This is a genomic window from Mesorhizobium sp. P3_A8 (assembly GCF_056402995.1).
Genome location: NZ_JBFUGI010000016.1, coordinates 40,533 through 52,993, shown reverse-complemented (window position 1 = coordinate 52,993; position 12,461 = coordinate 40,533). Strand labels below are relative to the sequence as shown.

The following is a 12,461-nucleotide window of genomic DNA, read 5'->3' as shown; positions in this document are numbered from 1 at the left end:
GGAAGTCCCGGCCAGCTGCGCCGCCGCCAGCGTTCCGAAATCGGAGCCGTGTTGATCGACCTGAACGCCTGATGAATCCGCGTTTCGGATCGGTGGCGCTTCAAACCCAGTTCGAAAGTACTGTCTCCATCTCGACCGTCTCGACCTGCTGCGCGAATCTTTGGTGATAAACGGTGAGCAGCGCGTCATGCGTCGCATCCGAAGAACTGCACAGAGCGTCTGTGACCAGAACCACGCGATAGCCGAAATCAATGGCTCCAAGCACTGTGGCTAGGACGCAGACATCGGTCTCACCGCCGGTAATGACCAACGTGTCGATTTTACGCTCCGTTAGAAAAGATCTGAGGCGCCCTTCGAACCAAGGCGAGTAGATATACTTGTCTATGACCGCAGCTGGCGGACAATAGCCAGCCAACGCCGGCAACAGTTCGATCATGTCGGGACCGACATTGTCGGCCGTCATCGACGCCCATCGCTCATAGTAGCGCTTCCATGTTCCCACGCCCTGCCCTGGCTTCTGCGCGGGCAAGAAGCGCGTGAAGACCGTCTCCGGCGCCCGCCGCTCGACCAACCTCTCGATGTGCGGGAGGACGCGGGTGATCCAGGGCGTCGCCCATTGTGATGGTTCGGCAAATAGGCGTTGCATATCAACGCAGATATGCATGCACCGGTCGCCCAGGGGACCGTATGCCAGACCGGGCATCGACATCAGAACCTCCCCGACCAGTGTTGTCTTCTCATTGGTCTTTCCACCGCGATCAAAAAAACGAAACGTCATCTCATGGGACTCGTTCCTGAGGCGGTCGCGGGAACCGACACTGACAGTCGACGTTTCCGCTGAGCAATGGTGCCGTGCGCAAGCACGCAGTGCTGGGACCAACCAGCATCGATCAACGGTTGGAAGCAAGATCCTTGTCAATCGGTGTCAATTTTCGCCTTGTTCCAGGGTCTTGACGACCAAAAACAACAAACCCATATCCCGGTCGGGCGCTGGCCGTTTACGGCCTCGCCTGAATCGAAACCTCAATTGTTCATTCGACTTGGAGGATCCCATGAACGATCGGATATTCGACAGCCCTGTCTTCGTGAAGAGCGGGAAGAGCCTTATTCAGGAAATTGCCGGCATCGAAGATGCCCTGGAGTTTCTCTACGAATGGCCCACAGAAAGACGTGGGGTGATTTACGACACCGCCCTTCGCGCGTGCCAAAGAGCATTTGATAACGGCTATCCGCTCTCCGCCGCCCGGCAAGCGTTTTGCGGCTTCGCTAAGTCGGCCAGGATTTACCAGGACGTGACTGCGGCCCTGCCTTGGGCGATCCCGGACAACCGGGGTCGAGGCGGCGGGTTGGTCGCTTGAAGGGTGCGAAGGAGGCAGTTCGAGATGCTTTCGAAACCGTTTGATACGCCGATCCGCGTGTGGGTTGGATTAGGCTTTCCTCGCCAACTCAACACAGTCGCCGATGCCTATCAGTTTGCTATGGAATGGTGCGGCAACAGCCCTGAACAGAAAGCGGCCGTGCGAGCCTGCAAGGCCGCACTAGTTGGGGATGTTGACCTAGAGACTGCCCGAGGCATTTTCGTCGCGTTCGCTCGCAAGAAGGACATTCTGCTGGAAGAAGGCAACGTGCCCTCACCTCACCCTAAGCCGACACCCAGCTACGTATGAAACTGCATCGAAGATGGCGGCTACCTTGTGAGGTGGCCGCCTCTTGCCCTACGTCCAACCCGAAGCCAACATTCCCAGCTTTCCACGAGCACATTCATGACAAACGAAACGCCAATTACACCACCTGTCCGAGAGGTAACCGCGACCCGGTACGACGCTGAGTGCCAGGACGCCTTGGCGCCACATGTTGACGAGCTAGTTAACCGAGCAGAGCAGGCCGGTTGGAACCGAACGCGCGCCGCTTCCGCATTGATGTATTTAGCTGCCAAGCGGCTCAGTCCGACATCCTAGACAAGGCGAAAAACTGCCGACCGCGATTGCTATTTTGAATCAATCCCCTGCTCAGGCTCCATCCCAATGGTGTCGCCATCGCCATGCACATCGTCGTGATCCCAGTCGATCGTTTTGTCAGGCGTTTTGAGTACGGCCTCCCGGGTATCCTTACCGGTGTCCTTGCGAGGCGTTGGTCCAGGCATATCACGAGATGATTTCGGCGGCTCCTTTCGTATGTCCGATCGCGTAACAACGCCGGAAGAATTAGGTTCCTTCAAACAGTTCAGGAGCGACATGCTCGTCGTCGGCTGTTCAAACTCGTGTCTCTCCAACGGCGGCGGTTGAACCTGAAACAGGACAAGTTCGTGAGCAGCGAAAAACGCCAATCTGAGCTGCCCTTTGCAGTCACCAGCCAGGGCGATGAGCGGTAGGTCACCGCCCCCAGCCCTTGGCGAAGTTTCAGCAATCGCGGACGGGCGCAATTTGAGCCGCATTACTTGTGCTTCATTTTCCTGAATGTAGCCACTTTGCCCTGTAAATCAGCCTGGACCTCGAACCCAGCCTGATGCCAGGCTTCGGCTTGGACCGTTCGCTTGCCAGTCCGGCCGCTTGACCACCACTGTGGATCTATATGGGCCGCCTTGGGTAAGGGCACGGTTTCATCCAACTGCTCGAAAATGATGACAATCTCTGGCGCGCCCAGCGTTTCCAATAAGCTCCGCCAAGGCTCATATCTTGTCATCGCCTCGGCCTCACAAGTTTGTCTTGCGCTCCGGGCTCGGATGGTTCAGCCCGTATCACTGGCTCGAGGTTGTTGGGGAAGTTGGGGGCCTTTCGGGTATCGCGTACGCGGGTGCAAAAACCGGGAGCAGTGCAGCCACCTCCTCGAGCAACTCTAGCAATATGTCAGTCATGACCATGTGTCCGTCGTGGATGCTTTGATCCTGAACTTACGACTCCTGATGTTCCCTCCCAATCGTTTAGACGCCTTGCCCTAGGCTTTCCGAACTGATCCCTGCTGCGTGTGCCCGGGTGTCAGACCCGGGCAGCCAGTGCCCACCTTGCCGGAGACAAGTCGGTAGAAACGGGCGCTAGCTCTCGTCCGCGAGCGCAGCGAGAAATGATCGGCGCCATTCTGCTGCGTCATTGCGGCTGATGCGCGTGAGCAGTGCACCGTGCCTCTCAATTCTTTCCTCAAGGGGCATCGCGAGCGCCTTGGCGATAGCGTCAGCAACGTCGTCGATCGAATAGGGATTTACGATCAGCGCTTCCTCAAGCTCTTCAGCGGCGCCCGCAAAACGCGACAATACAAGCACTCCGGGATCGGCCGGGTCCTGGGCGGCTATGAATTCCTTTGCGACGAGGTTCATTCCATCACGCAAGGGCGTCACCAGCCCGACCTGGCTGGCGCGTAACAGGCCAGCCAGCCGCGAGCGTGGTACGGCTCGGTGAATGTAGCGGATCGGTGTCCAAGCCAGATCCGCGTACTTACCGTTCACAGAGCCGGCGGTCGCCTCGAGCTGTGCCCTTATTTCGGCGTAAGCACCGACCTCTTCTCGCGTGGGCGACGCAATTTGCAAATATGTAGCCGCCCGCTGATGTTCGGGATATCTTTCCAGAAGCCGCGCGAAGGCTTGCATGCGGCCGGGCATCCTTTGGAGTAATCCAGCCGGTCGACGCCGATGATCTGTTTAAGACCCAGAATCTGGCGACGCATGGAATCAATCTGCACATCCTGCGACGCCTCGTTAGCCATGCGTGCGAACGCGCCGACATCGATGCCTATCGGAAAGCTCCGCGACACAACGGTCCGGCCATTGGCCTCCGCCGCGTCATTGTTGTCGAAGGTGATCGAATTTGTCGCCCACACGGAGCGGCGGAAATTCGTCACGTCGGTCTCGGTTTGGAAACCCAGAACATCGTACTGAAGCAGGTCAGCGATTAGTTCTTCATGGTCCGATGTGGCGACAAACAGGTCAGGAGGCGGGAACGGGATGTGGAGGAAAAAGCCGATCCGATTCCCAAATCCGAGCCGCCGCAGCTCGGCAGCAAGCGGGATAAGATGATAGTCGTGGATCCAGACCAGGTCGTCGTTGCCCGTCAGCAATCGTGCAAGCGCCTGGGCGAAGCGCGCATTGATCTGCCTGTAGGCGTGAAGAAATTCGCTGCGATGATCCACCAGGTCGAGGCGGTAATGGAAAAGTGGCCACAGCGTACTGTTGGCGTAGCCGTTGTAGTAGAGGGAGTATGCCTCGCGCGGCAGGCTGAGTGCGGCTGTCTCGATCCTTCCCAGGCGTTCAAGGTGAATGAGGGGTTCGTCGCCCGGAGCCGTATCTCGATGCTCGTCGCTTGCCCCCAACCAGAGACCTCCACGCTCGGCCAACGCATCCGCGACCCCAACCGCGAGGCCTCCGGCTTGCGACAGGTCGCGAATGTTCCCGAGCCTATTCGAGACAACAACCAACCGACGGGGTTCGGCATTGTCGTCTGGGTGCTTTTCCGCGCCCCGTAAAGTCTCACTCCCGCTGGAACTGCCAGCCGTTTGCGGATGCTCTCTGTGGTTTTCATTTGATCGCTGCAACAAGAGGAATCCTAACCTGGCAAGTTCGCTTGGGAACGGTCTGCTATCGCGATTGTTCCACGTCGTGAAAACGCCCAGATCGCCCTGGCCAAGAGTTCTGATTTCGACAACCCATCGACGATCGACTGCATTGACCAGCTCGGCCTCGATCACCAAGGACACCTGTGGTGTCGGCTGCAAGGCATCTTGTTCAAAGCGGCTTTGTTCAGCCGCTCGGCCAGGAGAGGTGCAGTAGATACCAGACAGGCAAATCGGCCAACGCGATAAGACCAAGCCGATCGACGAGGCAACGGCACTCCTCTCCGTGATGGGCAAACCACAAAGGCAAGGAGCGGAACAACAAGGGCTAGTTCGGGGTGCTCGTTCGGTAATTCACATGCCGTAGCGGTTATCCGTCTGAGAGCGCCATCGACACCCGGCCAGCTTGTCCATCCCTTGATGCTACCGGTGGACGGCTTTGCCGTGGCTTACAACCCTCCATCGTCTCCAGGAAGTGTTGCAGGCTCCGTGCTTTCCGATAGTTCTGACGCGACAGACTCCCTCCCAACGTCGCGGACAGTCGCGTTTCCGATCGTCATGAACCAATTCACGCGGAGAGGGTTTGTAAGCTCATAGCTGGTTGAGGATGGTATATGTTCGAAAATTTCGCGCTCGAAATGGTGGAAACCGGGTGCGGGCCGATACGACTTCGGCACGGGGGATCTGGGCCGCCTGTGCTTCTGATCCATGGCCATCCCCGCACGCATATGACTTGGGGCCAAGTCGCAGACCTGCTGTCAGCAGATTTCAGGATCGTATGCCCCGACCTTCCAGGCTTCGGGCGCTCCTACATGCCGCCGGACGACCCGGAAAGCAAGTTCTCATCCAAGCGGGCAAAGGCCGCGGCGCTGGTGGAGGTTATGAAAAGGTTGGGGCACGACACCTTTTCCGTCGCCGGTCACGATCGTGGCAGTCTGGTCGCTTTCAGAATGGCAATGGACCATACCGGTCTGGTGCGAAAGCTGATTACCGTGGATGGGTTGCCGATTATTGAGCATCTGGAACGTGCCGACTGGAAATTCGCCCGCGATTGGTACCACTGGTTCTTCTTCGCTCAACCCGAGAAGCCGGAGCGGGCCATCCTGGCAGACCCACTGGCATGGTACAGCGCCCTGCGGCCAGATGAGATGGGACGAGACGCCTATGACGAGTTGGCATCGTTCATCCGCGATCCTGCTATCGTGCATGGGATGGTCGAAGACTATCGCGCAGGTATCAGGATCGATCATCGCCATGACCGTGATGATCGAAGCGCCGGCCGAAAAGTGCGCTGTCCGATGCTCTGCCTCTGGTCGATCGACGATGACTTGGAGCAGATCTATGGGGATCCGGTCGCAATCTGGAAGCACTGGGCCGACGACGTTTGCGGCTTTGGGATCAAGAGTGGGCACCACGTCGCCGAAGAAAATCCAGCTGCTCTCGCAGCAGCGTTCAAGGCCTTTCTTCAAAATGAAATCAGTTGATCGATGCCCGACGCGTGCCGGTTATCTGATCTTCTGCAGCTCGACTGACCAGTGACCGAGCCTCAGCGTTTGACCCGAAAGCTGGCTTGCATTGTTGCGAGTTCCTGCTCCGAACAGCGAAGGATCGGCCGCACGGGGTCGGAAATGTCGAGCTTGTCCCACCGAATCCGATAGATCCCTTTGCGATGGCGCAGCCGAACCAGGTCGAGGAGGGCCGTGCCAATTGACGAGGCGGACAGACGCTCGAACGCCGCGAAAATACCGATATGATACTCCTTGACGACAAGTTCGTCGCCGTCTGCCTCGGCGACGATCTCTTCCAGATGGCCTATGCAATGACCCTCTTTTGAGAAGACCCGCCGGCCAGCCAATCGGTCGAGATTTGCGGTTGCCATCGTCAAGCTCCCGGAATCCTTCCGACGATGTGGTCGCGCAACCAGTCCTGCCAGCCAAAAATCGCAGTCTTGCGCACATCGATATCGAACTCGATGTCTAGGCCGATCTCGCGAACCTTGCTCCATGCCACCCGATGAGGCTTGGCATGGCGTTGGCCGCCCAGCTTGGCGGCCAGAATGACCATCCAGCGTTCGGGGAGCGGTCCCAAGCGGCGCGCCAGCGCAATCGAGCCGATCTCGACGGCGATGATCCTTGGGGGCTTACCTTGTCTCAACTGGGCTACTATCCCGTCCACCTTGCCGATCTTGACCTGATTGCGGTCGACAACCTGCTTGTCCAAAACGTCGCGTATGATGAGCATCAACTGCCTCCAAATATTTGCAGAGGCAGGGTGACGACCGCGAGGATGAAGCCAAGAGCGATAACAAAGAGCACTGCCGCGTTGGAGATCACGCCGTTGCGATGTTCACCCATATAGGACCGGTCATTGAGCAAGAAGAGAAATGGCACCACCGCCAGAGGCAGGCTTGCTGCCGTAAGGGCCATTGAAAAGATGGTAAGCTTCAGCGGATCAAGGCCGAGCGCAATCGGAATGGCGGCCGCGAAGATTGTGACGGTATAGACAATCGTGAAGCCTGGATCCTCGCGAGGCTTGCGGTCCTCGCCCCAATTCCATCCGAACCCCTGCGCGACGAGGTATGCCTGCTGCAGGGCGATCTCGACCGTAGCGCCGAAGCAGGCGATGCCAAGCGATGCAACGAACAGCACAAAGCCCCAGAAGCCGAACACCGGAGTCAGCATCAATGGCAATTGGTGGTAATCGTCCACCTGGGTGATGCCGTTCGTTCCAAGCACCAACGCCGAGACGATAAGCACGGCTATGGAGATGGTGCCGCCGAAACTCATGCCGAGCCCGGCAATGGCGCGATTGATACCGAGATAACTCCTGTCCCATTTGTCCTCGATCGCTCCCGCGGAATAGAACATGAAGAGATATGGCGAGATGGACGCACCCAGAATGCTGACAGCCATGAACCAGTAGGTAGCGGTGTCGTGATGCGGCAAGGAGGGCACCGAACTGACGGCGACCCGCGTCCAGTCAGGCTTGAGGATGACCGCTGCTACGACGAAGCAGAGCGTTACCAGCCCCAACAGCGAAACGCCTTTCTCAATCAGGCCGAAAGTGCCTTTCCACAGCAAGAGCCACGCAATGAAAGCTACCGGCAGCGCCCACCATTTGAAGCCGATCCCAGTGGCGAGTTCGGCAGCAATGGAGACCCCGCCGATCTCAGCAGACAGCACCAGGAAATTGACCAGCAATGTACTTACCAGAGGCCAAAGGAACGCATTGATGCCGAAGCGCTCGCGAATGCCGTCGGCTATTGTGTGCTTGCTGACGGCTGCGAAACGGCCGGCCATCTCCACCAGGAAAATGATGCAGATAGTCCCGAGGAGAATCGCCCAGACCAGCTGAAAGTGGAACAATGCACCGGCCTGGGCTGCTGTCGCCAACGATCCGACCTCAAGGAAGCCCCCAACGCTGGTCACCACGCCGAGCGAGATTTCCAGCAATTTTTTCATGGATTTGTCGCTCGATCTGCGGGATCTGCCACAACGAACTTGGCAATGACAGTTCGAAACTCCTGACCGGCTTGCCCCGCCTGTGCTCGGTCGCCGTTCGTGACGGCATTTTCGGCCCGCTCGGCAGCGGCTGTGAGTTGTCGCGCCAGTCGCTTGGAGGAGTCCGAACCGTCCGCCGTTTGTAGTTGCCGATCGTAGTCAGCTAACGCTTCGGCCAAAGACCGCAACGTGGCCCCCGCATAGTGGGAAGGTGCGGCGCCGGCGGTCCAACTGTCGATGACCATGATCGCTGAACTGGCGGTGGACTTGGCGTTTTTCGCCCGCTTGTCTTCGGCATTGGATGAAGAGCAGGCAGCTAGGCCGGCGAGCAACACTGCCGCCAGCAAGCGACACATGGTGGTATTRGCCAACGCTACGACGCTACGTGACATCGGATGCGTAAAGCGTTCCGGTCGAAAAGGTTCCGCAAGCGATTGGCTCAGGAATTTCCGTTACCCTGTTCGGAATGGTCGGGTCAACAATCTAGCGGATTATGTTGCCGGCCGTCGCGATTCCGTTGTTGGCTTTTGCCACCGAGCGTCGTCCGGAAGACCCGATCCCAAGTCGGGATGCTTGCCCATGCTGACGCGCATGACTCCCTTGGCTTGCGTCAGCGAACAGCAATAGCAGGAGTCGATCGGCCGACGCCCCTTGCAACGCGCCTGCGCGAAAGGAACACACTGTTCGCAAGCTCGTTAGCAAAGGCAACCTCGGGCCAATTTCATGGAACGACGAAAAAATTTAAAAACGTCTATCGACGTGGTGGGATCGAACACGCTTTCGGAATCGGGTGCGCCGAGTGAAGAACACGCACCACGACCGCGCCGAATGCCAGCTGCCGCGATTGCCGCGCGGCTGATCCAAGCTGTAGGGGAAATCGGCGCGGACGACCTGATATTCATTGGGAGGAGCGAGAACCAGGCAGAAGAAGTCTCAATTTCTTTCAAGCAGTTTATGCCGGAAACGCAGGTGATTTTATTGCCGCCGTGGGACTGCCTGCCGTACGACCGTATCCAGCCATCGCGTGAAAGCATGGGACGACGTGCAACCGCGCTTCTCGCTTTGGCCAAGCCAGCCAACAGTCGTGCTCGCCTGGTCGTCATGTCACCCGAGGCGGCGCTGCAGCGCTTTCTTCCTGCCGATGCCATTGCAAAGGCCTTCACATCCCTGGCCACCGGCGACCACGTTGATGTTGAGGCATTTTGCGATCGCCTGCAGACTTATGGCTACCTGATGGACGATCGGGTCGACGAGCCTGGGGAATTCGCCTTGCTTGGTCAGGGCATCGAAGTGTTTCCATCCGGAGCGCCACATCCCTTTCGGGTTCTAATCGAGCGTGGGGTCGTCGACAGCATTCGTTCATACAACCCGGTGTCGCAACGCACAGATGAGAGTTTCGAGAACATCATGCTCGCGCCTTCGACGGAGTTGCTGGAATGCAGCTCAGCGCCGGCTGGACCTACGGAAGCACAATGCATGGAAATGCAGATTGTCGGGGCCGGGTACAAGCTCAACACCATCTTCGAACTCTTGCCGCACGCCCGCATCGCAGTGGAGCCGGCTGTGGACGAACGCTTCGACGCCGCGATCGCGTTGATCGATGACGCTCGGCGCATGCGCGACAGGCAGCAAGGCCGCAAGCCGACCGCAGAACGCTTCTACCTGGATCGCCCGACCCTTGATAAGCAACTGGCGAACCGTCGGATGAAGCTTGATTTGCAGGGCTTGTCGCCAACGCCCGACTTTATCGTCGAGATCAACCCTTCAAAGGCCATGGCGAAATTTATTGCCGAACAGATCCAGACCGGCCGGCGTGTCGCCCTCGCCGGCCCTACTGTGGACCTCGATCGAATGGTCAAGACGCTGCAGCGTCATCTGACGCTTGATGTCGGCCACGCCGAAAGCTGGGCATCGGCACTGGGCGTCGAGCCCGCAACCTTGGTCAGCCTCAATGTCGATATCGACGATGGCTTTGTCGATGACAAAGCAGCGCTTGCGGTCGTAACGGCCCCCGACGTCTTCGGTACACGATTAAACCCGGGAGATCATGGAGCCCCCTCGCTCGCTCAGGAGCCAGAGTTGCGAATCGGCGACGTCGTTTTGCATGAAGATCACGGCATCGCCGTTCTGCGAGACCTTGAGACCGTCGAGGTCGAGGGGATGGTCACCGATACCGTACGGCTTGAATATAATGGAGGAGCCACGCTTCTGGCGCCCGTAGAGGAATTCGGCCGCATCTGGCGTTACGGGGCCGATGAAGAGGCAGTGACACTCGACAGGTTGAAAGGGGATGGCTGGGCCAAGCGCCGGGCACAGCTCGACATCGAGATTGCTGAGGCTGCGGAACAGCTTGTCAGACTCGCTGCTGAGCGTGAGAAAGCCGGTGCCCGCGCGATTAGTCCACCACGACCTGCTTATGCCCGTTTCGCGGCAAGGTTCCCTTATCCCGAAACCGCGGATCAGGCCGATGCGATTGCCGCCGTCATCGCAGACCTGTCCTCTGGCAAGGCGATGAACAGGCTGATCTGCGGCGATGTCGGTTTCGGCAAGACGGAAGTTGCGTTGCGCGCCGCTGCCGTTGTCGCCTTGAATGGTTGTCAAGTCGCCGTCGTCGCACCGACTACAGTACTGGCGCGCCAGCATTTCGAAACATTCTCCCGCAGGTTTGAGGGCACCGAGGTGAGTGTGGCCCTTCTTTCGCGCGTTGTTGGCGATGCTGAGTCAAGACAGATCAGGGCGGGGCTCGCCGACGGATCGTTTCGGATCGTCGTTGGGACGCAGGCGATCGCGGCCAAGGGCGTCACCTTTGCCGATCTCGGTCTGCTCGTTATCGACGAGGAGCACCGTTTCGGCGTCAAACTCAAGCAAACGCTTCGCGGCCTCGGCCAGAAGCTGCACGTTTTGTCGATGAGTGCCACTCCCATACCGCGTACGCTTGCGGCAGCCATGGTTGGTGTGCAGGAAGCCAGCCTGCTCTCCACGCCACCGGCAAGGCGGCGTCCGGTGCGCACAGAACTGGCCCCATTCGATAGAGCGTCGGTCAAGACAGCACTTACGCGCGAGCATCGACGGGCTGGCCAAAGTTTTTGCGTGGTCCCCCGCATTGAGGACATTGAACCCACGCTTGCTGAACTGCGCAAATTGGTACCCGATTTGTCCGTGTTAGTGGCCCATGGCCACATGAACGCCTATGAGATGGACGAGGCTATCGTGACCTTTGCCAACGGGGATAGCGACATCCTTCTTTCGACAAACATCATCGAGAATGGCCTGGATGTGCCACGCGCCAACACCATCGTCGTGTTTCGAGCGGACAGGTTCGGGATGGCTCAACTGCACCAGTTGCGCGGCCGTGTCGGCAGGGGGCGGCTGCAAGGTTTGGCATACTTGTTGACGGAGGCCGGAAAGGACATCGCGCCGGAAACGCGCTCGCGCCTCTCGACACTGCTTGCTTTTGACCGGCTCGGTTCAGGGCTTGCCATCAGTGCCCGCGATCTCGACCTGCGCGGCGCGGGCGATCTGGTTGGCGAGGAACAAGCCGGCCACATGAAGTTGATCGGGTTGAGCCTCTATCAGCGGCTGTTGGCACGGGCGGTCGATGAGGTGCGGGGTAATAATGCCAGCTCGACCTTTGAAGCCGAGATCGAACTGCAATTCTCGGGCTCTCTTCCGTTCGACTATGTCCCCGAGGCGGTGGTGCGCCTCAATCTCTATTCGCGTTTGCAACGCTGTGAGACCCTCGCTGAAATCGATGCTTTTGCCGAGGAGCTTGAAGATCGGTTTGGAAAGCCGCCATCTGAGACGACCATGCTAATCGATTTCGCACGCCTTAAGCTTGCGGCGGTGAAGGCCGGCATCTCCAAGATCGGCGCTGGCCCCATTGCCATAGCAATCGAATTTACGACGCCCGGTTCCAATTCTTATGACCGCTTGGTCCAGCGCCCCGACTGCGTTCGACGTCAAGGGCGGCTCATTTTTAAGATCGCCACGCAGCCGGGGCCGGAGCGGTTGGCCGCTGTTCATGAACTGGTGCTAGACGCTTTGTAACCGGCTCATCCGGCGTGATCGAAGCTTCACACTGGCTGGGTAGGTCCACGGACGGTGCCTCGTCCCATTGAGGGGACGGGCCTGTCACGGCGAGCGCCTAGGCCGATACTGGCTTGTCCGCTGGCAAATCCGATTGTACTTGGCTTCCTTCACTGATCGATATGATCCCGTGCTTGAAAAAGACGGTGTTTGTCTCCCGGCCGGAATGCTCAGGCTCGCTTGGCCTGACAGCCAGTTTCGTGCTGCACTGGCCTACGAGGCTCGACAATCGAGCGTTCACGCTGCTGGCGCGAAATTGCCTCCCATCAATCGTGGTCACCACAAATTCAGTCACCCTGTTCTCCCATGGCCGGTGAATTGTTTGCTTGATGTCTC

At 58.5% G+C, this 12,461-nt stretch carries 11 protein-coding genes and 1 pseudogene; 4 read left to right on the top strand and 8 right to left on the bottom strand.

Features of this window, described 5'->3' with window-relative positions; translation table 11 throughout:
* Positions 1 to 100: 100 nt before the first annotated feature.
* On the bottom strand, positions 101 to 709 hold the full coding sequence (locus AC1DX4_RS30230) for a cysteine hydrolase family protein (RefSeq protein ID WP_477223858.1): 609 nt from the start codon (positions 707 to 709) through the stop codon (positions 101 to 103).
* Positions 710 to 1,052: 343 nt separating this feature from the next.
* Here AC1DX4_RS30230 and AC1DX4_RS30225 point away from each other — a divergent pair, with 343 nt between their 5' ends.
* The gene (locus AC1DX4_RS30225; RefSeq protein ID WP_477223802.1) at positions 1,053 to 1,358 is read left to right on the top strand and encodes a DUF982 domain-containing protein; all 306 of its coding nucleotides are present in this window, start codon (positions 1,053 to 1,055) and stop codon (positions 1,356 to 1,358) included.
* 24 nt (positions 1,359 to 1,382) lie between these two features.
* Positions 1,383 to 1,667 (top strand): DUF982 domain-containing protein, encoded by a 285-nt coding sequence (locus tag AC1DX4_RS30220; RefSeq protein WP_477223801.1) that lies wholly within the window; start codon positions 1,383 to 1,385, stop codon positions 1,665 to 1,667.
* Positions 1,668 to 1,987: 320 nt separating this feature from the next.
* On the opposite strand, the gene AC1DX4_RS30215 is transcribed toward AC1DX4_RS30220, so the two are convergent.
* The 3 genes and pseudogenes from AC1DX4_RS30215 to AC1DX4_RS30205 form a co-directional block, all read right to left on the bottom strand.
* Positions 1,988 to 2,434: a hypothetical protein gene (locus tag AC1DX4_RS30215; RefSeq protein ID WP_477223800.1), complete on the bottom strand. Its 447-nt coding sequence runs from the start codon at positions 2,432 to 2,434 to the stop codon at positions 1,988 to 1,990.
* A complete protein-coding gene (locus tag AC1DX4_RS30210; protein ID WP_477223799.1) occupies positions 2,434 to 2,682 on the bottom strand; it encodes a DUF7662 domain-containing protein in 249 nt (82 codons plus the stop codon). The genes AC1DX4_RS30215 and AC1DX4_RS30210 overlap by 1 nt, the downstream gene beginning before the upstream one ends.
* Positions 2,683 to 3,031: 349 nt before the next feature.
* A pseudogene (locus AC1DX4_RS30205) lies at positions 3,032 to 4,674 on the bottom strand (alpha,alpha-trehalose-phosphate synthase (UDP-forming)).
* Positions 4,675 to 5,153: 479 nt separating this feature from the next.
* On the opposite strand from AC1DX4_RS30205, the gene AC1DX4_RS30200 reads away from it, so the two are divergent.
* Positions 5,154 to 6,023, top strand: a complete 870-nt coding sequence (locus AC1DX4_RS30200; protein ID WP_477223798.1) for an alpha/beta fold hydrolase — start codon at positions 5,154 to 5,156, stop codon at positions 6,021 to 6,023.
* A gap of 62 nt (positions 6,024 to 6,085) precedes the next feature.
* Here the strand turns inward: AC1DX4_RS30200 and AC1DX4_RS30195 are convergent, their stop codons facing one another.
* The 4 genes from AC1DX4_RS30195 to AC1DX4_RS30180 are packed head-to-tail and all read right to left on the bottom strand — an operon-like array spanning position 6,086 to position 8,395.
* Positions 6,086 to 6,418, bottom strand: coding sequence for a hypothetical protein (locus AC1DX4_RS30195; protein ID WP_477223797.1), 333 nt, complete (start codon positions 6,416 to 6,418; stop codon positions 6,086 to 6,088).
* A 2-nt stretch (positions 6,419 to 6,420) separates the two neighbouring features.
* A complete protein-coding gene (locus tag AC1DX4_RS30190) occupies positions 6,421 to 6,759 on the bottom strand; it encodes a hypothetical protein (protein ID WP_477223796.1) in 339 nt (112 codons plus the stop codon).
* 20 nt (positions 6,760 to 6,779) lie between these two features.
* Complete coding sequence (locus tag AC1DX4_RS30185; RefSeq protein ID WP_477223795.1) at positions 6,780 to 8,000, bottom strand: NRAMP family divalent metal transporter; 1,221 nt, start codon at positions 7,998 to 8,000, stop codon at positions 6,780 to 6,782.
* The gene (locus tag AC1DX4_RS30180; RefSeq protein WP_477223794.1) at positions 7,997 to 8,395 is read right to left on the bottom strand and encodes a hypothetical protein; all 399 of its coding nucleotides are present in this window, start codon (positions 8,393 to 8,395) and stop codon (positions 7,997 to 7,999) included. Before AC1DX4_RS30180 ends, AC1DX4_RS30185 begins: the two co-directional genes overlap by 4 nt.
* 367 nt (positions 8,396 to 8,762) lie before the next feature.
* Between AC1DX4_RS30180 and AC1DX4_RS30175 the strand changes: the two genes are divergently transcribed.
* Positions 8,763 to 12,086: a DEAD/DEAH box helicase gene (locus AC1DX4_RS30175; RefSeq protein ID WP_477223793.1), complete on the top strand. Its 3,324-nt coding sequence runs from the start codon at positions 8,763 to 8,765 to the stop codon at positions 12,084 to 12,086.
* Positions 12,087 to 12,461 lie beyond the last annotated feature (375 nt).